At 47.6% G+C, this 23,347-nt stretch carries 17 protein-coding genes; 10 read left to right on the top strand and 7 right to left on the bottom strand.

The features are described from left to right. Positions 1–164 precede the first annotated feature (164 nt). The 5 genes from K0H59_RS11670 to K0H59_RS11690 form a co-directional block, all read right to left on the bottom strand. Complete coding sequence (locus K0H59_RS11670; protein ID WP_011717177.1) at positions 165–1,193, bottom strand: GGDEF domain-containing protein; 1,029 nt, start codon at positions 1,191–1,193, stop codon at positions 165–167. Positions 1,194–1,347: 154 nt separating this feature from the next. Continuing rightward, complete coding sequence (locus K0H59_RS11675) at positions 1,348–2,973, bottom strand: phosphoethanolamine transferase (protein ID WP_220053229.1); 1,626 nt, start codon at positions 2,971–2,973, stop codon at positions 1,348–1,350. A gap of 259 nt (positions 2,974–3,232) precedes the next feature. Next, complete coding sequence (locus K0H59_RS11680) at positions 3,233–5,326, bottom strand: prolyl oligopeptidase family protein (protein ID WP_220053230.1); 2,094 nt, start codon at positions 5,324–5,326, stop codon at positions 3,233–3,235. Between the two features lie 247 nt (positions 5,327–5,573). Further along, positions 5,574–6,035 (bottom strand): MarR family winged helix-turn-helix transcriptional regulator, encoded by a 462-nt coding sequence (locus K0H59_RS11685; RefSeq protein WP_011622868.1) that lies wholly within the window; start codon positions 6,033–6,035, stop codon positions 5,574–5,576. Further along, on the bottom strand, positions 6,035–7,216 hold the full coding sequence (locus K0H59_RS11690; RefSeq protein ID WP_220053231.1) for a cation diffusion facilitator family transporter: 1,182 nt from the start codon (positions 7,214–7,216) through the stop codon (positions 6,035–6,037). The genes K0H59_RS11685 and K0H59_RS11690 overlap by 1 nt, the downstream gene beginning before the upstream one ends. 703 nt (positions 7,217–7,919) lie before the next feature. Between K0H59_RS11690 and gloA the strand changes: the two genes are divergently transcribed. Further along, complete coding sequence (gloA, locus tag K0H59_RS11695) at positions 7,920–8,330, top strand: lactoylglutathione lyase (protein ID WP_011717181.1); 411 nt, start codon at positions 7,920–7,922, stop codon at positions 8,328–8,330. A 91-nt stretch (positions 8,331–8,421) separates the two neighbouring features. On the opposite strand, the gene msrQ is transcribed toward gloA, so the two are convergent. Both msrQ and msrP read right to left on the bottom strand, forming a co-directional pair. Further along, positions 8,422–9,069, bottom strand: a complete 648-nt coding sequence (gene msrQ, locus K0H59_RS11700; RefSeq protein ID WP_220053232.1) for a protein-methionine-sulfoxide reductase heme-binding subunit MsrQ — start codon at positions 9,067–9,069, stop codon at positions 8,422–8,424. A 106-nt stretch (positions 9,070–9,175) separates the two neighbouring features. After that, positions 9,176–10,210 (bottom strand): protein-methionine-sulfoxide reductase catalytic subunit MsrP, encoded by a 1,035-nt coding sequence (msrP, locus tag K0H59_RS11705; RefSeq protein ID WP_220053233.1) that lies wholly within the window; start codon positions 10,208–10,210, stop codon positions 9,176–9,178. Between the two features lie 274 nt (positions 10,211–10,484). Between msrP and rmuC the strand changes: the two genes are divergently transcribed. From rmuC to K0H59_RS11755, 9 genes are all read left to right on the top strand, one after another. Next, positions 10,485–12,050, top strand: coding sequence for a DNA recombination protein RmuC (gene rmuC / locus K0H59_RS11710; protein WP_220053234.1), 1,566 nt, complete (start codon positions 10,485–10,487; stop codon positions 12,048–12,050). A 93-nt stretch (positions 12,051–12,143) separates the two neighbouring features. Further along, the gene (locus K0H59_RS11715; protein WP_220053235.1) at positions 12,144–14,069 is read left to right on the top strand and encodes a transglycosylase SLT domain-containing protein; all 1,926 of its coding nucleotides are present in this window, start codon (positions 12,144–12,146) and stop codon (positions 14,067–14,069) included. Between the two features lie 214 nt (positions 14,070–14,283). Continuing rightward, positions 14,284–14,985 carry an EAL domain-containing protein gene (locus K0H59_RS11720; RefSeq protein ID WP_220053236.1) on the top strand — a complete coding sequence of 234 codons (702 nt, stop codon included), beginning with the start codon at positions 14,284–14,286 and terminating at the stop codon, positions 14,983–14,985. A 766-nt stretch (positions 14,986–15,751) separates the two neighbouring features. Continuing rightward, positions 15,752–16,369, top strand: coding sequence for a hypothetical protein (locus K0H59_RS11725; protein WP_220053237.1), 618 nt, complete (start codon positions 15,752–15,754; stop codon positions 16,367–16,369). A gap of 103 nt (positions 16,370–16,472) precedes the next feature. Next, positions 16,473–17,279: a hypothetical protein gene (locus K0H59_RS11730; RefSeq protein ID WP_220053238.1), complete on the top strand. Its 807-nt coding sequence runs from the start codon at positions 16,473–16,475 to the stop codon at positions 17,277–17,279. Between the two features lie 430 nt (positions 17,280–17,709). After that, a complete protein-coding gene (locus tag K0H59_RS11735; RefSeq protein ID WP_220053239.1) occupies positions 17,710–18,483 on the top strand; it encodes a UPF0489 family protein in 774 nt (257 codons plus the stop codon). Between the two features lie 594 nt (positions 18,484–19,077). Further along, positions 19,078–19,989, top strand: a complete 912-nt coding sequence (locus K0H59_RS11745) for a MoxR family ATPase (protein ID WP_220053240.1) — start codon at positions 19,078–19,080, stop codon at positions 19,987–19,989. A 50-nt stretch (positions 19,990–20,039) separates the two neighbouring features. Further along, complete coding sequence (locus K0H59_RS11750; protein WP_220053241.1) at positions 20,040–21,125, top strand: DUF58 domain-containing protein; 1,086 nt, start codon at positions 20,040–20,042, stop codon at positions 21,123–21,125. Further along, positions 21,122–23,269 (top strand): DUF3488 and transglutaminase-like domain-containing protein, encoded by a 2,148-nt coding sequence (locus K0H59_RS11755; RefSeq protein WP_220053242.1) that lies wholly within the window; start codon positions 21,122–21,124, stop codon positions 23,267–23,269. Before K0H59_RS11750 ends, K0H59_RS11755 begins: the two co-directional genes overlap by 4 nt. Positions 23,270–23,347: the final 78 nt, after the last annotated feature.

Consider the following 23,347-nt stretch of genomic DNA (forward strand, 5'->3'; position numbering starts at 1 on the left):
AGGTAACAAAATGCAAAGTCAGACGGAGTTAAGGGTTAAGCTATTGATCAAATAGGGCATTAATCTTTGTTCATCGAGTGATTCCAACGACTATCTGACTCAAAGCACTTAAAGGCACAGGAACAAGTTAAGGGCGTGAATGACCTAACGCTTTGCGGTAAAACCTAACCACGGACACAATTGCGCCCATCGGATTTGGCTTCATACAAGGCTTTATCCGCTCGGCTAAACAAGGTATCGGCATCATCGCCTTCCTGCAAAGACGCTAAACCGATAGACACAGTGATGGCGCCCAAGGAGAGTTTTTTATCTTTACCTATGGCTAAGCGCCGCTCAGAAATCCGCTCCCTTAGGGTTTCGGCCACTTGCAACGCATCGTGGAAATGGGTATTGGGCAACAGCACCACAAATTCTTCGCCGCCATAGCGGGCGACAAAGTCATCCCCCCGCACACATTGTTTGAGGGCGAGCGCCACATAGGCTAACACCTTATCCCCCACTTGATGGCCATAGTTGTCGTTAAACACTTTAAAGCGGTCAATATCAATGAGTAATAAGCTGCAACGGGTATGTTGCTGCTCGGCGCGGTGGATATGATCTTGAATCGCAATTTCGTAGGCGCGGCGGTTATGTAATGAGGTTAATTGGTCCGTCATCGCCGCCAAACTTAAATTTTCCATTTCGGTCTTTAAGTTTTGTACCTCTTGCCCCATGGCGCTCAGGCTCTGCTCCATGGTTTGGTTATTGACGAGTAAACTTTGCATTTCATCAATCACCCCATCCACTAACTGATTGAGCGTGCACACATCCGGCTTAGTCTGAAGCTGTAGGCCAAAGTCCGCCAGAGTGCTTGAAAATGCCTCCGTTCCCTGATTTAACTGAGTGATTTTACTGATCAGCGAGTTGATCAATATCTGAGTTTCAATTTGAACGTTCTCGATAACTTCGGGGGATTTCTCTTGAATAAAATTCTTATACAGACTGGTATTTACCTCCTTAGTGAACACCACTTTATTCGCCAGAAAGCCATCGATAGCGCGATTTAAGTCGAGATTCGTCTGGGCAAAATACTCATACCAAACCGTGTAATTCTCTGGAGTGACCGGAATATCGAGCGCCGACATTTGTGGCACGGCTAAACGCAAAATTTGCGCCGCTGAATCGAGCTCTTTAGTGGCAGCAGGAGATGACATGAGTCGCGCACCTAGTGTTGTTATTTTTTTGTATAACTTAAGTTAACTCAACTGCTTCGATTTGGATACGGGACACAATAATTATTATGATAAGGCGCAAAAAATAAAGAAGGATGTTGCCATCCTCCTTTATGTATTCACATACCCGCTGAACTTAGCCGCGGCAGCGAGCAAAAATATCTAACTTAGGCTGATACACTTGGGTCTGAACATTCATTAATCCCAGCAGACTGTCGAACAGATTGTCGTGGGAGAAGCCGCCCTTCTCGGCCTCTTTGGCTAAACACGCCATATTCAAATGGTTGTCTTGGCTGAAATCCTCCGACACCCAGGCCAGCATAGGAATACTGGTCTGTTCAATCGGCGCAATACCGTACGGCGCGCCATGCAAATACATGCCTTTCTCACCCAGAGATTCGCCGTGGTCCGACACATAGAACATGGCGGTATCAAACTTAGCCTGTTGCTGTTTAAGCTTATTCACCACTTCACTGATAATGTAATCGGTATACAAAATCGTGTTGTCATAGGTGTTCATCAGCTCTTCGGCGCTGCAGTTTTGAATGTCGCTACGTGGGCAATCCGGCGTAAATTTACGGTGCTCTGGTGGATAACGCAGGAAGTACGTCGGCCCGTGGCTGCCAATCACATGCAGGGCAATCACAGTGTCTTTCTGCTCCGCATTGGCTAAGGCTTCGTCGAGTTTATTGAGCAGCACTTGGTCGAAACAATATTGGCCCGAGCAGAGTTCTGGATCGCTATTCAAGTCAATTGTGATGTTTTCAACCTGATCGCATACCCCTTTACAGCCAGAGTCATTATCAAACCACTGCACTTTAATCCCGCCGTGATTTAACACATCGATGGCCGTGTCTTGGGCATAGGCGCGGCGAGAATCGTAATCCTCACGTCCCATACGCGAGAACATGCAAGGCAGCGAGACCGCAGTGGCCGTACCGCAGGAATGGGTATCTTTAAAGGCGATTAAGCCTTGTCCCTCTGTGTAAGCATTGGTCGGTTTATCATAACCATAGTATTGATAGTTCATTGAACGGGCAGTCTCGCCTACCACCAGCACTAACAGGTTAGGTTTACCATTGGTATTGGTCGTAACATTTTTGGCATCCAAACCCAGTTGTTGGTATTCAATCGGCGTTTGCAAATAGTGCACATTGATGTACTTAGCGGCCGCACCAATAAAATAAGTCGGCACGATATAACGCTTGATCTCATCGTTATTGCGGCCAAAGGCGGCGTAATCTTGGAAATAGAAGAAGGCGATAATCCCAAGCCCCGCTAGCATCGCCAACATAAACAAGACTTTATGCAGCAACTCTTTAAAAAATGGCTTGTATTGGATATTGGCTTTGTAAATCAAATAGGCGGGTAAAATCCCCGTGAGCAGCATGTTGAGGATGGAAGCAAAGTTCACATACATCAAGGCTTCGGCGCTGTTGGTTTGAAAGGTGTTTTCAATCATGCCGTAGTCGAACACGACATTGTATTTGAGCGCCGCAAAAAACACGCTCGATGACAGCAGCGTGAGAATGATGAAAAAGGGTTTTACTAGGTATTTCACCGTAAACAGTGAAAACACAAAACTCAGTGCAAAGGTTAAAAACAGCGGCATGGATGCGATAAAAATCGGATCGACATCAGGCTGTTTTTCAATGCCTTTCTTGATGACTTCAAAGAGTGGGATATTAAAAACGCAAACGTAAAATAATGCGGTGATAAAGGTGAAGCGGTTCACGGTTAGAGTTTTAAATCTCGTCAGCACTGGTAATGCTCTCTTAAATAAATAGTGGGCCGAAACTAGCTTAGTTTTCTTAAGGGAATCTTATGCCTAAAAATGAATGTCATCTTAGCAACTGAACTTGGCCTACTCAATAAAATGAGTAATATTATTAACAAGTTAAAATACGGATTAAAAAAACGGCCGAACCTCAAGGCATTCGACCGTTTTTTGCTCCCCAACCTATAGGGACTTGCTCGGTATTAATCGCGAATTGTTAAAATTTTATTGTCACGCATCACGATTATTTTAACTGCTGTAATAAGTAGGCAAACGCCATCGAATTTAGTTCCGCAGCTTGATTATTATCTGCAGCGCCTGCGTGTCCACCTTCGATATTTTCATAGTAAAGCACATCGATGCCCATGTCCTTCATCTTGGCTACCATCTTACGCGCGTGTCCTGGGTGTACCCTGTCATCACGGGTTGAGGTAGTGAAGAACACCTTAGGATACTGGGTGTCCTTGTGCAGATTATGGTATGGCGAATAGGTTTTAATGTAGGCCCATTCTTCAGGAACATCGGGATTACCGTATTCCCCCATCCAACTTGCGCCGGCGAGTAACTTATTGAAGCGGTACATGTCGAGTAACGGCACTTGGCAGACCACAGCATTGTAGAGATCGGGACGACGAGTAAAGGCAGCGCCCATCAGCAAACCACCATTACTGCCACCTTGAATGCCTAAATGCTTGCTCGAGGTAATCTTACGGGCAATCAGATCCTCGGCGATAGCTTCAAAGTCCTCATAGGCCTTATGACGATTCTGCTTAAGTGCCGCTTGATGCCACGCAGGACCGTACTCGCCGCCACCACGGATATTGGCCAGCACATACACGCCGCCCTGCTCTAACCAGTTTTTACCAATGGTTGCCGAATAGGCTGGGCGCAGTGACACTTCAAAACCACCATAACCATAGAGCAGTGTGGGATTGCTGCCATCGAGCTTAAGATCCTTTGCCATCACCACAAAATACGGCACTTTGATGCCATCCTTTGAGGTCGCAAAATACTGCTCGGTGGTAAATTTATCCGCCGCAAATTGCTGAGGCATACCTTTCATCTTTTGCGGTTTTAGCGCCTTAGCATTGACGGTATACAGGCTCGATGGTTCAAGGAAGCTTGTGTAATTGACAAAGAAATCATCACTGTCGCGCTCCATATCCATCACGGTAAGCGCGCCGTTGGCCTCAAAGGGTACCGGCGTGCTTTGCCATGCGCCTTTCACGTCTTGCTCATAACGAACAAGTTTGCTCTTCACGTTATCGAGCCAATTAACAAAAATCGCGCTCTTACTGAACGTTAACTGGGCGATTGATGCGGTAGGCGTAGGGCTAACAAATTCAGTAAAGGATGCTTTTTGGGCAATCAAATCCGTCACATTGGCGTACACCACTGCGCCTTGGCTGAATGTCGCCGCAGGGGTTGCTAAGTCACTCTTAAGCTCAATAAACAACTTGCCTTGGAAATAGCCTTTAATCTCGGCATCCTGTGGGAGTGGCAGCTTAATGAGTTTGCCGTCTTGGTAAACATATTGAGTAGCGGTGTAAAAGGTATGCGCCTCGGTGACTAGGCTCAGTGGGGTTTTATCGTCAAATATCACCCAACCCGATACCGCGACCGAAGTTTTGTCGCCACTGAAAATGGTTTTCGCTTGCTCAAGCGGCGTACCACGTTGCCATAACTTCACTACGCGGGGATAACCCGAGTCCGTCATGCTTTGGTCATCGCCAAAATCGGTACCGACAAAGGCCTGATCGGTATCAATCCAACTAAGGCTAGATTTCGCTTCTTTTAAGAAGAAAGGTTTATCTTTCGCGGGCACAAAGTCTTTGGTGCTTAAATCAAATTCACGCACTTCGACCGCATCGGCGCCGCCACGGGATAAGGACACAAAACAGCGCTGATTCTGTGGATACTGGCAATCAATCCCCTTGAACACCCAGTTAACCGCTTCGGTTTTGCCTAAGGCATCGACATCGAGCACGGTTTCCCACTTTGGATCCGCCTTGGCATATTCTTCCATCGTAGTGCGACGGTAAATCCCGCGCACATGGGTATCGTCCTTCCAAAAGTTATACAGCTTATCGCCAATATGGGTGGCGTAAGGAATACGCTCTTTGTCATTGAGGATAGCGAGGCTGTTGGCAACTAAAGTATCGAATCCTTTGAAGGCTTTTATTTCGGCGGCAGAAGTAGCATTTTGGGCCTTAACCCACTCCATCGGCTTTGCGCCTTCAACCTCTTCGAGCCAAATATATTTGTCTTCTTCGGCGTGGAGTTGACCACTCATAGTGAGTACCCCTGCAATGCACCAAGGCAGTAATTTACGATTCATGTTATTCCTTTTTAGACAGAGTCCTTGAACAGAGCCCTTAAATTGAGTCCATCTTGATTTCTGCCCTACATTACCTTAATTGACCTCCAGTTCAACCTTTAATACAACAAGAATGTAACAAAAGGTAAGATATTGTAATCACGAATGATTAATCGAGAATGAATCGAAAATATTCGAGATGTTATGCCATAAAAAAGCGCCCAATGGGGCGCTTTAGTGAATACTCAATAGCGAGTTAACTCTGCCATTAAAACTCTTGGTTCATCCGCGTCAACAGACTCAGCAGTAAGCTTCGCTCCTCTGCACTCATCTTAGCGGTGAGATCGGTCGTTAATTGCAAATGCAGCGCATCATGCTCAAGGAACAGCGCCTGACCTTTCTCGGTGAGCTCGACCAGAATCGAGCGTCTGTCACTCTCATGGGGACGACGCATCACCCACTGGGATTCGACCATTTTATCGATTTGTACCGTGAGCGTGCCTGTGGTCACGCCGATTTTGTCAGCCAGTTCCTTCATTCGCATCGCGCCGTGCACCCCCAACAACTCTATTGTGTGGACCTGCGATAAGCTAAACCCCTTATCGCGCACAATAGCATGCTCCCACGATGATAATTTTTCATAAAACTCAATAATCACATGGTTCAAGGCCTGATCCGTAGAATGGGCGGACGCGGCTGATAAAGCATCATGCGGGTGTGCAACTGTCATTAGGCTTCCTTAGCCACACACTCACGTTGACGGCAAGTATGCAGCTCAATGGTAATATGGGATAACTCAGGGAACTTAGTCAGTAACTGATTAAAATAACTGGCTTCTTTCGGTGAGTGAGACACAATGGACACCATCATAGCATGGTGATCGGCACTCACGCGCCAAATATGTAAATCGGCAACTTGATGGTCCGGTACCGCTTCAATGGTCTCACGCACTTTGCGCTGTAGCGAGGCTTTTACTCCACCGTCCAACAAAATCGGACTGGTCTGTTGGATAAGACCCCATGACCAGCGACTGATAATAATCGCGCCAACAATCCCCATAATCGGATCGAGCCAGGTTAAGCCCATATATTTACCGAATAACAGCGCCGCAATCGCCAGTACAGAGGTTAACGCATCGGCTAAAACGTGGAAATAAGCCGCCCTTAGATTGTGATCATGGCCCGAATGCCCGTGTGAATGCCCATGAGAATGATCCTGTGCATGGCTGTGTGAATGGTCGTCATGGTCATGGTCATGGTCATGGTCATGGTCATGGTCAGCATGTTGATCGTGCCCATGGCAGCAATGATTATCTTGATGATCCTTATGGTCATCATCTTCATCGTCGTGATCATGGTCGTGTGAGTGACTGTGCGAATGGCCATGCGAGTGGCCGTGTGAATGGTCGTGGGAATGATGATCCTTCAACAGGAACACACTCAGTACGTTCACGCTTAAGCCAATCAGGGCGACAAAAATCGCTTCATTAAAGTGAATATCCTCAGGATTAATCAAGCGCATGCCCGATTCAATTAACATCACTAAGGCCACTAAGCCCAAGGCGATGGCGCTGGTGTAACCGCCGAGCACACTGACTTTACCAGTGCCAAAGGCAAAGGCCGGATCGTTGGCATGCTTACGGGCATAGGAATAGGCAAATAAGGTGATCATAAAGGCGGCGGCGTGGGTACCCATATGCCAACCATCGGCCAGCAAGGCCATAGAGCCATAAATGGTCCCCGCCACAATCTCGGCCACCATGGTAATCACGGTGAGATACAACACATAACGGGTATTTTTTTCGCCCGCGGTATTTTGGTTAGAAAATCCATGGGAATGTTGCCACTGCGCGACAGAATGCCCAAGCCCAGTACTCTGCATCGGCTTCTCGGTTGAAGATGTTGTTTTCATTATTTTTTCCTAAGCGATTTTCCCTAGCTTGCATAAATGAGTGCGTAAATTCATGCAGCAAGAGCAAACCCACTGTGGTGATTGATGACTTCTGTCGCCAGTTTAGTTTGAAAATCAAAATATATAAATATCAAAATAATCATTTTTCAAACTATTTGTATAAGTGTTGCAACGACTCACAAAATTTAAACGCAGCAAAGTACCATCCCACATTCACAATGTGCGTATAGACAAGGCATAAACTCGAAACGGGTAAGCGATAAAAACGATAAAGCAAATAACACAAAGGCGCTTAAATCAATCGACTTAAGCGCCTCTGCATGGGAAGGGATTTGAAGGCAATATCAGAACATGGATACAAAGAATGCACTGAAAAATAAAGCAATTACAACTGTTGTACCTAGCGCCATTTTTAGTTCGGTGTTCATATTCACTCTCCTAGTTGGTATAACCCCATTATTATCAAGGCTGAGATAAATGCCTATATTGAGATAGTTATTTTGTGAGCAAGAGCTAAATAATCGTGCACTTTTCACACCGCACCGCCAAGCAAAGTGACATAGCTCACGAAACAAGAGCTTCCCTAGCGCACGCAATTATCGAAATCAAGACCTGGCAATCCATTTATTCGATTAACATTCCGGCATGACTTACGGCAAATTTTGATATACTGCCGCCGTAATTCATTGACCGAGATAATCCTATGTCACAACTGTTACACACCATGCTTCGCGTCGGTAACTTAGAACGCAGTATCGCTTTTTACACTCAAGTGCTGGGCATGAAGCTGCTCCGCACCTCAGAAAACCCAGAGTACAAATATTCCCTCGCCTTCGTGGGTTTCGGTGAAGAATCAACGGGTCAGGCCGTCATCGAGTTGACCTACAACTGGGGAACGGAAAAATACGATCTCGGCACGGCCTTTGGTCATATCGCCATCGGTGATGAAGACATTTATGCCCGCTGCGAAGCCATTGCCGCTGCGGGTGGTAAAGTGACTCGCGCACCCGGCCCTGTTGCTGGTGGCACCACTGAAATTGCCTTTGTGGAAGACCCCGACGGTTATAAGATTGAATTTATTCAAATGAAATCGGCGACCCAAGGTTTAGGTTAAGCCTATTACCTTCCCGCCTGATATAAAAATGGCGTTTGCAAAGCTGTAAACGCCGTTTTCTTTACTCATGAATAAATGCCAACACCACAGATTACCGCTTACCCTCGGCGGCCATGGCGATACGGCTGTTGCGCTTCTTCTGCCAAATGGGTAAACGCCACGCGAGCAACAAACTAAAGCCAAGGATATACAGACTCGGTTCGATGATTTCGGATTTTACCGACCAATAAAAATGAATCGGCGCCAGTATCGCCACCACATACACCCCATTGTGCAGCGTTTGCCAGCGGCGGCCCATTTTACGCATCAAGGCTTTAAAGGATGTCAGTGCTAGCGCAGTAACAATCACATAGGCCAGTGCACCGACTAAAATATAAGGCCGTTTCGCCACTTCACTGAAGAATAACTCCCAAGCAAACAGCAGATCTAAACTAAAAAACGCCACAATATGCAAGGTCGCATAGGCAAACACGTACAAGCCAACTAAGCGGCGCGTCTGCATTAACCAACCTAATTTTAATCCCTTAGCAAGGGGGGAAATCAGCAGTGTGGCCGCCAACGCATTTAAAGCGCCAATGCCAGTAAAGTGGATAATATGCTGTACGGGATCGCCGCCCGCACGGCCCAACAGCACTGTAAAAACCAACCAAGCAATCGGAATAAGCCCAATCAAATGAAAGACCAGCTTTACCCACAAAAGCTGTTTTGGCGTGACTCTTAACGCCGTGATATTGAACATAGGACTCCTACTCTTTTGCCCTTTAAAGACGCTGACCTATTTGCAGCTTTTGCAGCTCGTTCGCTAGACGCAATCGATTGCGCCTAGGCTACGGCCGCTAAATGGATTAATAAAACTGTCTTAAATCCATGCCCTCATATAACGAGGCGACAAACTCACCATAGCCATTAAAGGGCTGCGTATCGATGCGTTTTGCCGAGAATAACCCGCCCTCGCCGATGCGCCGCTCGCTCGCCTGCGACCAACGGGGATGATCCACCGCAGGATTCACATTGGCATAAAAACCATACTCATGGGGCGCGAGTTGATTCCAACTGGTGGGCGGCAGCTTGTCCATCACCCGAATGCGGACGATGGATTTAATGCTCTTAAAACCGTATTTCCAAGGCACCACTAAACGGATCGGCGCGCCGTTTTGCGGCGGCAAGGTTTTTCCGTAGAGTCCGACCGACATCAGCGTCAGCTCATTCATCGCCTCGGCAATGGTTAGACCTTCCACATAGGGATAATGAATGCCGCCACCCATTAAGCGGCTCTTTTGCCCCGGCATTTGCTCAGGATCGAAGGCGGTTTCAAAGGCAACATACTTGCCTTTACTGGTCACGCCGACTTTCTTCAATAAAGCGGCGAGCGGAAAGCCTACCCAAGGGATCACCATGGACCAAGCTTCGACGCAGCGCAGGCGGTAAATGCGTTCTTCCAGTGGAAACAGCTTAGTGAAATCTTGATAATCGAGGGTCATCGGGCGCTCCACTTCACCTTCGATACGTAATTGCCAAGGGTCGACCTTAAACTGCTGGGCGTTATCAGACGGATCCTGCTTGCTGGTACCAAACTCGTAAAAGTTATTGTGGGTGGTGACCTTATCCACGGGGGTCAGCACTTCGTCCTTACCAAAGCGGGCATTGGCCTCAAAGGTTAATGGCGTGGTGATAAAGCTGGTTTTGGGCTGATCGCCAAACAGATCGAATAATCCCGCCTGCACATAACCCGGAATGCTGGCCCCAATCGCACCAAGGCCCATGGCTTTGACTATGTGACGGCGCGCCTTAAACACCGACTCGGGTGTCACTTGATTATCTTGGATATGCCAGCGCGCTTTTTTCAAAATACCCGGTGTAAAACGTGATTGATTAGCCAATTGACACCTCTGCAAAAATAAATGTTATGTACCGGCGCTGACTCACACTCTGCGCTCGCCTAAAAAGCCTCAGGTACATTTACCTGTGTTGATAAGCTGTAGGGATATAGACACAGATAACAGCAAAAAAATTTCATCCCTCACAGTATCTCAACTTAAGCGACTAAGTCTTGCTCATTTGAGTCATCGCCTAAACAGATTGTTAATTAAAGCACTTGAAGCCTTTTTGGGGGCATGCGACCCTAGGCGCCACAGCTAAAGGAGTGCTAATAAGATGCCATTTTCTCAATCTTTTTCCCTCGCCCAGATCATCGGTCTTCTCGCCGTGGCCTTTTTAGGACTGCTAATCGGTGCCCTACTCAATCAACGTCTCACCCGCTCACGCTGGCAACAGTTTAAAGACGAATTAGAGCAAGAAATGCGGCAAGTAAACGAAGACGCCGAGCTCTCCCTCGCCCAGCAGCAAGTTTTAGTCGACGACAAAGATAACCAACTGCGCCAATGCCAACAGCGCTTGGAGCAAAAGATAGAACAACTGGGTAAAGCCGAAGCCATGGCCGAGCGTTTGCCGAGTGTTGAGCAGCAACTTGCCGACAGCCATCGCCGCCAACTCGAGCTCCAACTGGCCTTATCTAAATCCAACGCGATGCAACAGACCATTCAAGCTAAGGCCGATGCCCAGCAATCCGCCATGCAGGAAAAAATCGCCACCTTAGAAATGGCCGAAGTGCGCCTACAAACCCAATTTGAGAACCTTGCCAATCGAATTTTCGAAGAGCGCAGCGAAAGCTTTAAACATCAAAATGCCAACCAGTTAGAAGGCGTGCTCGGGCCGTTGAAGCAGCAGTTAGAAGGCTTTAGGCAGCAAATTCGCGAATCCTACAACCATGAACAGTCGGAGCGCAGCGCCCTCAAACATCAATTAGAACATCTGCGCGAGCTCAACTTAAAAATGAGTCAGGATGCCATTAACCTGACCAAAGCCTTAAAGGGCGATAACAAGCAGCAAGGTAACTGGGGCGAAGTGATTTTAGACCGCGTGCTGCAAGAAAGCGGTCTGCGCGAAGGTCACGAATACCACACCCAGCAAGAGCTGAAGGACGACAGCGGCAAACGCTTTAAGCCAGACGTAATAGTGCATTTGCCTGAAAATAAAGATGTCGTTATCGATGCCAAGATGTCGCTTGTCAGCTACGAGCGCTATTTTAATAGCGAAGATCCGCTGGTGCGTGAACAGGCCATCAATGAACACGTTTTATCGATCCGCAATCATATTAAGGGATTAAGTCAAAAGGATTATCAGCGTTTACACGGCCTCAAAAGCTTAGATTATGTGCTGATGTTTATCCCAATTGAACCCGCGTTCTTACTGGCCCTAGAGCATGACCCAAGCCTTGTTAACTTTGCCCTTGAGCAAAATATTATGCTGGTCAGTCCAACCAACCTCTTGGTTGCCCTGCGAACAATCAATAATATCTGGCGTTACGAGTATCAAAACCAGCACGCCCAAACCATTGCCAAACAGGCGGGCCGGATCTACGACAAACTCTGTGGCTACCTCGACGATATGGAAAAACTCGGTCGCGCTCTGGATAACGCCGAGAAAACCTATCACAGTGCCATGAACAAATTGTCATCGGGCAAAGGCAATTTAGTGCGTCAAGCGCATTTAATGCAGCAACTAGGTGTTGATACCAGCAAGCAACTCGATAAGATGTTACTTGAGAAGGCGCTTAACGAGGCCTTAGACGAGAGTGATGCGCAGGACAGCGGTGATAATCAAATTCATCGCGATACGCTTTTGCCCCATACTGAGGATGCCACCGCACTCGAACAATAACGATCAACACGCAGTTTAAAAGCCAATAACTCATAATCCTGAATCGATAGGGAAAAGTCGATTGTAACCTTGATGCCCGGAGGCAAGTTCTGCATGTGCAACCCATTGACAAAGATGGTGTTATCCAGCGCAATTATCATCGCAGGGGCATTCAATGCCTCTGCGGCTTTCGCGTTAACTTCTACCCAGAAGACCTTTCTTGAGGCTGAAAAAGCCTTGAAGAAACAAGACTATGCCACCTACAAGCCCCTGCGTGCTAAGTTAGGCGATTATCCGCTGGCGATTTATCTCGACCATGATATCGACATTGGCAAGCTCAATGATTTACGCGGCAACGACGCTAAGGCCATGATCGATAAGTATCAAACCACGCCTATGTACCAGCGCCTGCGTTCAAAATATTTATTAAATGCTGGCGGCCAAAAGCGTTGGAACGACTTTTTGAGCCTCGCTCAAGACGCGCCGACCGATGTCAGGCTGCAGTGTTATTTCTATGAGGCCAAACTCGCCAAGGGCGAAACCCAAACCGCCTACACGGCGGCGCAGTCACTTTGGGTCTATGGCGATTCCCGTCCCAAGGAATGCGATCCCCTCTTCAATGCTTGGACCAAGGCCGGTAAGCGCACTCAGGATGTGATTTGGGCGCGGATGTTACTGAGTTTCGATGAGGGACAAACCAGCCTGCTGAGTTACCTATCGCAAAAAATCACCGTGCATAGCGCCGAGGCAAAACGCTTAGTGGCGGTGTTTAAAGATCCCAATAGCCTGCGTCATACCGAAAAATTTAAGGACAAAAATCCTATCGTTGGCGATATCGTCGCCGCGGGCTTAAAACGCCTTGCCCGTAAGGATCTCGACCAAGCCATCAATTTATATACTCGGTATCAAAAAGCGAAACGCTTTACCCCAGCACAGGATCAACAGCTGCAAAAGTACTTGGTGCGCCGCGTGTTGATTGAGCAGGATGATAACTTTAGAGACTGGGCCGATAACCTGCTGCCCGAGATGAAAAGCGATGATATGTTCGAGCGCCGCTTACGCTGGGCGATCCGCGAGCAGGACAGCACCCATATCGCGCGCTACTTAGATTTATTATCGCCTGAAAGCGTAGCCAAAGAGCGCTGGCAGTATTGGTTGTATCGCACTAACGCGAAACACGCCCCCGAAAGCGCCACTAAGGCGTTAGCAGCTGTCAGTAATGAGCGCAATTTTTACGGTTTTGCTGCATCGCAGTTATTGAATAAGCCCGTGTCCTTAAATCAAAGCCCTGAGCCTGTGGTGGATGGGACCAGTCAAAAACTCGAAGACGATTTAGGCTTTGTGCGCGTACTGGAGCTGATGGCGCTGGATCGTTACTTCGATGCCCGCTATGAATGGGTCGCCCTGCTAAAACGCAGCAATAATGAGATGCGCGCCCGCTATGGTCGTTATGCTCACGATCAAGGCTGGTATGACTTTGGCGTGGAGGCCAGTATTCAAGGCAAGCTCTGGGATGATATTCCCCTGCGCTTCCCGATGGCGCATCAGTCAGGCTTCGAACACGCCAGTAAAAAGCACAAGGTCAATATTGATGAAATCCGTGCCATTAGCCGCCGCGAAAGTGCGTTTTTCCTCTATGCGACCTCGGGTGTCGGTGCCCGCGGTTTAATGCAGATTATGCCCGCGACCGCCAAGGCAACCGCGAAGAAACACGGGGCTAAGTACAGCGATCCTAAGGATCTCTACAGCGCCGAGCTTAACTTAAACTTAGGCAGCGCCTATTACGCGCAATTGTTGAAGGATTTCAATCAAAACCGCGTGTTAGCAACCGCCGCCTATAACGCGGGCCCCTCGCGGGTTCGCCGCTGGTTAGCGGAGTCGAATGGAAAGCTCGATGCCATGAGTTTTATTGAGTCCATTCCCTTCACCGAAACCCGTGAATATGTGCAAGCCGTGTTAAGTTATCGGTTGATTTACGAGGCGCAAAAACAAAAGCCACAGCCTTTATTTAACGAAGCTGAGCTCAAGTTCCATTACTAAGCTACATGGCGAAAATGGGATAGTAATCGAACAGTAATCAAGGTGGCATTAGCCACCTTGATCATTTTTGGCAACATCAAGATGCCGTTTTATCACAAGGTTTAACCGTATGGGTGTTTAATCGGCAAACGCGCTCAAGCGAGGTAAACTTGTTTGCACTCTTGGTCACTAAATGCGAATAATTAGCGATTAGTCATTTAACACGCCAGTCTCGATGCTCAATCTCAGCGGTTTATCCTTAAGTTGCGAATATCAGCCCTTTGTCTGTCCCCATACCCAACGCATTCATGGCTATGAAGCACTCGCCCGTTTTTACCTCGAGCAGGGTCAAGCCATCGCCCCGAATCTAATCTTTGAGCAATTACACGAAGCCAGCGAACAACTGGCGGCAGTTGAGTTTCAGGCAAAAGCCTTTCAGCTCAAACACGCCCCACAGAACCAGCGTTTATTTGTGAATGTAGACCCCCACGCGGTGGATGGGGCGCATACCCAAAAATTACTCGACCTACTATCACAGCATCCGCAATTGACGGTAGAAATTATTGAAAACACCTGCGTGAGTGATGCCGAGCTTGCTAATCGCCTATTCCATCAATTTAAAGCGGCCAATATTCAAGTGGCGCTCGATGATATCGGCGCGCCCCACTCCATGCTCTCCATCGATTTAATGATGAATGTGAATTACCTCAAGTTTGACCGCTACTGGCTTAAATTAATCGACGCGCCCCATGGCATCGCCCTGCTCGGCGCCCTGATTGAATTTGGCAAACGCACGGGCAAACAATGCATCCTCGAAGGCATAGAAACCGAGGCCCAACTCCAGCTAGCCCGCGAGCTAAATATCGATCTAGTGCAGGGATTCCTATTCAAACCTTGGTTTATCCGCCCGGAGCAAAGCGAAAGGTTAATTTGTTAGGGATAATAAGGTTTTATTCAAAATGGCAGAGTGAACATTGGTTTGCCGCCATTAATAATGTTAAGGGTTCTTCGAATTTAATAATCATATAGTGCAGATATTGATTGTCATTGTTTCCCCTGTGACACGCCGCCTATTTATTTAACAAGAAGTGTCCCAATCGGCCTCGACGGCGGCATCTGCAACACATGGAAGTGTAAATGTTTCGTTCACATGGCCTATGATGTTCCCGACATCATAGTGGCATTTCCCATATCCCTATGGGTCTGATTTGAAAGAGCGGCTATGCCGCCAACGGTCACAGGTGCAACAGTGGCAATCTTTACGACCATTGAACTGTTCATCTAGCTAAAAGCTTTTTGCCCCATTCCGTATTTCGGCTCGTTAGCTCAACCGGAAATTCCCACACCTGCTGCCATACATATTCTTATCTATTTGCCTATGTTTGGCCTTACCAGAAATCGGCTAACAATGTATGGGTATACAGTCGTATTTAAATTTAGGTGTTTTGGTCTGATTTTTAGACAAAATCAGTACGCACTAATTCCATCAGAAATAAATAAAACTCTATAAAATCAGTTAAATATAGTAACTGAATTTTAGTTAATAGGTTTGAAAAACGCGCATGCGCGTTTTTCCAGATGGTATATTTAACAGAATGCTGATAAGTTCTTTGCATACAGATAGTTAACTGTGCGCGTTTTCACTGGTCCAACGAGGTAAACGCGCATGCGCACTAATAAAATGTTAGAGGTTACATCCAATCATGGAAGAACTGCTCAAATACTTCACAACGAACGTCACTGGCGACAAGGTTTGGATTGCTTTCTTATTCCTGGCTGTTTACTACGTACTCAAAAAGGAGCCCTTCAAAGTATTTGCTCATTATTCCGAAAAGAAAGAAAAAGAGCATGATCTGGCAAAAACATTACTTGACTCCCAAAAACTTGGGAAAGAGGCCAACGAATTCCTACGCGAACACTTAGAAAGGCATGCATTTCGCAAGTACTATGGAATAAATGCAGATGCTGAAATGAGAGAAGCACTTATAAAATTTCATAGAAAGCATCAGCGAAAAATTGGCTGGCATGACATAAGAAGAGCGTACTCAAACATTACCCTTTCAGGCACTAAAATCTCCGCAAGCCTACAGTGGCATGAACACCTAATGCGGTGGATAGTAACAACACTCTGCTACTTAGTCGGCGCATATGCTTTATTCGTAATGGTTTATGCAGTGCTTACTATTAGCTCTGGTAACACCTTGACTCTTCTTAGCCTAACTCTTGCAGCTCTACTGCTTCTCGTCACTGCTGTAATTTTCTCGAGCCTAAATTGGCCGTACCATAGCGCGAGGAAAATCATTTCAGTATCAACCGAGTGAGCAACCTCTAACAACCGGTTCAAATCGCTCGCTGCGCTCACTGGGACGGGCTAAAGCCCGCCCATTAACCAAACGTTAGCCATACAAATTGAGTTTCGTGCAAATGGAAAAGATTTCAGATAAATGCATTAAAGATTTTCTTGAAACTGCACCTCTATATTCGTGGAAGGAGTTCAAAAAGCCCGATATGAATAGAAGCAGTCTCTGGATCAAGGAAATCGATTCGTTTTGTGAGACGTGCAATCAATTGAGGCCGTTTCAAGACATGAGGTCAAGAGGTGGTGGCGCTGGCATGGCGTTTCAAGCACTTTCTACAGGGACGTCATATTTTCAATTCTCATGTGCTTCTTGCCGTGGTAATCAGCATGAATATTTAGTTGAACAAATTGTTACTGATGAAACAATAAAAATTCAGAAATATGGTGAACGCCCTAGGAAAAAGCTAGAGAGAGATCCACTTCTTCAAAATTTCTTTTCTCATGACTCTGAGTGCTACGAAAAAGCGGTTGTGTGCATTTCTAATGGCTATGGAATAGCTGCTTTCGCATATATGAGAAGAATTATCGAAAGAAATATACACGAGTTGCTTAGCCTAATTCAGGAAGATGTTGAAGGTTCTGAAAGCGAAAGACCAGTTTTAGCTAAATTGGCCGAGCTTAGAACTGAATCTCCGATGAGCGATAAGATAAGTATCGCTAATCATGCACTACCTGACTATCTCATTCCCTCAGGGCTTAATCCGCTAGGTCGATTGTACAAAGTTCTTAGTGAGGGCGTTCACAAATACGATGATGGGGAATGTCTAGAGAGAGCGAAAGCTATTCAAGCTTGCACTAAATATCTAATCAGCGAGCTTGCTGCAAGAAAGAAAAATAGGGAGTCTTTTAAGAACCTGATAGGTGGCCTGTAGTGGCTAACAAGGCGCTGCTACGGAAAATTTTCTCGCTGGCGCTCCTAAATTTCCGCAGAGCGCGGCGTTAGCCGTTAATCGGTTTTATAGTTTTTGGCTGGTTGTGCAGCCAACACCAGGGAGGTGGCTTTGTTCGGGCGGTTCGTTGCTTGGGTAAAGTGCAAACGGAAATTGCGTTCTTCGTTTCCCTTCTGGTAGTTTGGTGTTCACCAATTATTTACAGGCTCCGCTCAACGCTTTATGGCAGCCAAGCTGCAAAAGTCGGCTGTTCGCGGGGTAGTTTTTAAATTTGCACGTGCGGCGTTGTTGGTGTTTTCGCGTAGCCCTTATCCGGGCTCTCGGCTAACAAGTCGCGGCACCTGCGGCCGCAGCGACGTCAACTGCGATGCAGTTGCCGCGCGTGCGCTCAGCGTTAGGCATAGGGTTTTATATGAACGAAGATAATCAGTATATATGTCCTCCAGGCACTGACTACAGTATTGTAGCTACTCCTGATGGCAAGAATAGGGCTATGGAAGTAGCTCTGATGAAAGAACATCGATTTGCATTTTACTACTGGTTTAAATGGCATAAAGTTAAAGCCTTTGAAACCGCTCCTGCTTTGATATCAATTGATTGGCATCAAGACTTGTGTGCTCCTTGTGAAAGCGAGAAAAGTGAGTTGCTTGGCGTTGACCTAAATAGCTTTCTTAGCGTTGCACGCTTTAGTTGGGAGGGGCTCAATAGCTTAAATGATGGGCACATTCTTGCTGCTGCTTATTTAAACTTAATTGGGAACGTTTATGTTTTGTGTAAGCAAGAAATTCACGAGCCTATCTCAGTGCTTGTGGATACGTATGGTAATGAACATACGATATATTGCTTTGAACACAAAAATGATTTGGTGGCGGCACTCAACAACAGTGCTGAAGACTCTATATATTTAGATATTGATCTAGACTATTTTACTGAAAGTTCAGATCCGTGTGGGGGCGGTGAGAATTTGACAGTGATGTCCCAGACCGATATCGAAAGTGTAATTGATCCGAGCTCCAAACTTATGTCTTGGTGTTTTGAACGAATGCAAGGTCTGACTATCGCTACAGAACCAACATTTTGTGGAGGGCTTAGGAATTCAAACTTTATTTTTAACACTATTGATTCAAAGTTATTTTCTCTTCCTCTATTGGGTTCAAAGGTAGAATGGTCGCACTTAAATGCCTAACAAACAGTTCAAGAGGGATTCAGCACGCGTGGCATTTTTAGTATGCGTTAGTTTCGGTGTTGAAGTGGAATGCAGTAACATCGGTATTGCGTGCTTCACCCCTTAACTGGGCGTTATCTCCTTAGAAATTTTAATCCGAAACTGAAGAGTTAGAGCAAAGGGTCTATGTTGATTTTGTCCCAAAGCTTGCAGAGTGAGATTATTAAGTCTACAGGTTACGACAATGCTAAACAGGTGAGCCATGGTGATTAGCGAGACGACCGTCCGCCCCACGGACGGGGCGGTCGAGCATCCAAGGATGGACTTGCTTCGCGTCGTTAAGCAAATGCCATGGCTCACCTATAAATCTAAACAAAAGACCTTAGTGCTAAACAACCATTCTTCCACTGACAAATTCTATTGAACTCATTTGTAATGCTTTTCAGCCTCAAATCATACGGTGTGAAGATAATGGAATGCCTTGGCTCACCTCTCTGTTGACGGTAAGAATCACACTAAGCCGATTGATTTCACAGTAAAAGCGACTGGCTAAGCGCGACATATTCCGCCATAGTGGTAGAGCGAATGACCTTATCCATGCACAAGGAGTCTCCCGTGGCACATTCTGGTTTAAGCCAACTATTACAACAACTTGAACAAGTATTATTGGGCAAGCCACGGCAAATTCGCTTAGCCCTCGCCTGTATTCTCGCCCGTGGGCACCTGTTAATTGAAGATTTACCCGGTATGGGCAAAACCAGCCTGTCCCATGCCCTCGCCCAAAGCCTCGGCCTTAGCTATCAACGTATTCAATTTACCAGTGATATGCTGCCCGCCGATATTCTCGGGGTATCGATTTTTGATAAACACCAAGCGCAATTTGTGTTTCATCCCGGCCCTATTTTTAAACAAATGGTGCTGGCCGATGAGATTAACCGTGCCAGCCCTAAGACTCAGAGCGCCCTGCTCGAGGCCATGGCCGAGCAGCAAATTTCTGTCGATGGCGTCACCCACAGATTACCCAATCCGTTTTTTGTGATTGCCACACAAAACCCCACGGAGCAATCCGGCACCTTTCCGCTGCCCGAATCCCAACTCGACCGCTTTATGATGCGGATTTCCATCGGTTATCCTAGCCATGATGCGGAGCTGGCGATGCTCAAAAGCGATCAAACGCCGCAAACCCTCGATAACTTACCCCAATGTTTAACCCCATTGGCGTTAACCCAGTTGCAGGAGCAATGCGATAAGGTCGCGGCGTCCGATGCGCTGCTCAATTATGTCTTGGCATTAGTGCATGAGTCGCGCAACCAAACCGATGCCGTCGGCTTATCGCCCCGCGCAACCAAAGCCCTGTTGCAGGCGGCTAAAGCATGGGCATTTTTAGAGGGAAGACACTATTTAGTCCCCGAAGATGTGCAAGCGGTGTTTTGCAGCGTCGCCGAACATCGACTGCGCACCAGCAGCCAATTGCAGGGGGAAGCGCTCTCGGAGCGGATCCTCGCCAGTGTCAATCCCATCATGTAATGCCTTGCTAATCATATCGATAAGGATGCTCAGACTATGATGAGGACAGGATGAAACGAGTTTTTACGGCTTTCTGGCAACGCTGGTTGGCAAGGCGCATGCCGCCCAGTTCTGAGTTTGTCCTCAGCCATCGCAGCATCTTTATTCTGCCCAGTGGCTTTGGTTTAGTCTGGCTTGCTCTGGTACTGCTGCTGTATCTGTTTGGCACTAACTATCAAAACAACCTAGTGATTGGCCTGAGTATTTTGCTACTCAGTCTATTTAATACCTGCATCCTCTACAGCTATAAAAATCTCGCGGGTTTGCGCCTTCGCGCGCTGACGGCGCCGGAGGTATATGCGGGCGAAACCATCACCTTTCCGGTCCTGCTCACCTCAAGTCACAGCAGCCACAATATCAGCTTAAATTACCCCAATAATTTAGCTTACTTACTCAAACAGGTCGGCGCCGATGAGGTGCAAGCCTTGGTCTCGTTTGCCCATGATCGCCGTGGTCTGGTATCGCCTGGACGACTTAAGATTGAATCCTTTTATCCCTTAGGGCTTTGCCGCGCTTGGTCCCATATTGATCTCGATAATGCGCACATTGTCTACGCCCATCCGATTGAAAGCCCTTTGCAGCTAAAAGCGTCCACCGAATCCGGTGAAGACGAACGGTTAGAAAGAGCCGGAAAATACATTGCAGGCATCGATGAATACAAAGGGCTTAAGCCCCATGTGCTAGGAGAATCCCTCAAACAAGTGGCATGGAAACAATGGGCCCAAGGGCGCGGCATGTTAACCAAGGAGTTCGAACAGCCTCAGGGCGATCCCGTGTGGCTAACCTTAGTCCCCGATCCCGCACAGCTTGAACAGCAATTAGGTCAGCTCAGTTGGCAAGTCAACCATTTGAGTCAACAGGAGCAATATTTTGGTCTGTGGCTACAGCGTGTCGGGGCGGAAGATCTGATCCTCACACCCGATACGGGCAATGCCCATCGCATCGCCTGCCAAAGGGCGCTCGCACTCTACGGGCAAGATATCAGCACGCTGGATAAAACCGATAAACTGATGAATAACCAAGGCGTTAGCCATAAGCACCCGCTTCCTCCCCATGGGCAAGGCGTTCATGCGGCAAAAATGGAGCGGCGGCGATGACAACGCAAACTTCGACGCATCAAAAAGTGAATCCATCTAAGCTGACAACCTATCATGCCAATGGGCCGCAGACGGGGGACAATATCAGCCGCCAAACGCTGTTTTGGCTGCTGCTCACCAATATTGCGGTACTCAGCCCCTTGTTTGATAAAACGACGCCTTGGACCCTTGGGATCTGCGCCATTTGCCTGGTGTGGCGAGTCGGTATCTATGTTGGCAAAGTGGCAAAACCACCACGCTACTTAGTCACAAGTCTTGCCATTGGCGCCGCGATTACGCTCGCATTGGTATCGGGAGAGATTGGGCTATTAAACGCCTTAGTCAACCTGCTGATTTTAGGATATGCCTTAAAATACATTGAGATGCGCAGCGTCCGAGATGTGCGAGCCGTGGTGATTGTGGGCTACTTTTTAATTGCGCTGACCTTTATTGACCACCAATCTATGCTCAATACCGTGCATTTAATTGGGGTTACTATCATCAATACCTGCGTACTGGTGACCCTGTATCAAAGCAAACACAACTGGCAGCACACCGCTTGGATTGGCGCTAAATTATTGCTGCAGAGTGTACCTCTGGCGCTGCTGCTGTTTTTGGTTCTGCCGCGCTTTGCCCCGCTCTGGCTAGTCCCGAATATGAAGGAAGCCCAAACCGGACTCTCGGATACCCTTTCCGTGAGCGATATCAGCAAACTCACCCGCTCCTCCGCATTGGCCTTTAGGGTAAGCTTTACCGAGGCAAGACCCATCCAAGCCGAACTCTATTGGCGCGCGCTGGTGCTGGAAGATTACGACGGCCAAACCTGGCGCCAAGATGTCGGCATCAAACAAATTCAAAAGGATGCGCTGTTTTTTCCGCCCTCAAGACCCGATCCCGCGCGGCGACTCCCCACAGCGATGACGGATGATACAGGCAGTCATGCGCCGCAGCGATACGACTATCAAGTGATTGTTGAACCTAGCCACCAGCCTTGGTTATTTGGACTCGATGTGGCCTATAGCCAAGATGAAAAGGTCATCAACCTACCCGATTATCGACTCTATTCCCTACGTAATGTCGACCAACGCATGGGCTACAGTGCCCGTTCGTTTCCTAAGGCCCAAATGGATCTCAAGTTAAGTGCCAAGCAGCGGCAAATAAACCTGAAACTGCCCGAAGACACTAACCCCAAAACTCTGGCGCTCGCCACCGAGTTTAAGGCCAACTATCCAGAGCCAAAGCAGCGTCTGCTCGCCATGATGGGTTATTTTAATCGCGAACCGTTTTTCTACACCCTCACCCCGCCGCCCATTGGCCCGCAGCAAGTCGATGATTTTCTGTTTGAAAATAAAGCCGGATTTTGCGCCCATTACGCCTCCGCCTTTATCTTTATGGCGCGGGCCACCGGCTTACCCGCACGTATGGTCACAGGCTATCAAGGGGGCGAATACAACCCGCAGGCCGATTACCTGAGCGTGTATCAATATATGGCCCACGCTTGGGCCGAAGTCTGGCTCGAGAATGAAGGCTGGGTACGATTCGATCCAACGGCCATGGTCGCCCCTAACCGTATCGAACAAGGCTTCGATGCCGAGTTTTCCCCCGAACAAAGCTACCTACAAGAAAGCCCTTTTAGCAGTTTGCGCTTTAAAACTATGCCTTGGCTCAACGAGTTAAGGCAGCGCTTTGCCAGCCTGGATTATTACTGGAGCCTCTGGGTGCTCGGTTTCAATCAGGAACGACAAAACAAAGTGTTAAGCGGCATTTTAGGGGATGTCACTAAAACCAAGGTGGCGGTGTTTATGAGTGTGTGTATTAGCCTTATCGGCCTCTATATCGCCTACAGTGTGGGGCTGTTTCGATTTAAACGGGAGCAGGATCCTATCAGCGCTAAGTACCAGCGTATCTGCCAGCGCCTCAGTAAATTTGGCATCACTCGCCCTGCACACCTTGGCCCGAATGCCTTTGCTGCCCAGCTTATTGACACGCACCAGCAGCAATCCCCAGAGTTTTGCCGTGAGTTTGACAACCTGACCCAAAACTATGTCGCGCTGAAATACCAACAGCTTGCGGACCGTGACTATCAAACGGCGTTAAAGCGCTTTAATAGCGCAGCTAAAGCCCTAAACTGGCGACTATTTGGTCCGAGTAAACAGTTAAAATAGGCGGGATAAACCGCAGGCGGACAAGATTGTTGAATCTTATAAATCAGTCACATAGAATTGCCAAGCCACTTTGCTATG

Source organism: Shewanella sp. FJAT-51649 (assembly GCF_019457435.1).
GTDB lineage: Bacteria > Pseudomonadota > Gammaproteobacteria > Enterobacterales > Shewanellaceae > Shewanella > Shewanella mangrovisoli.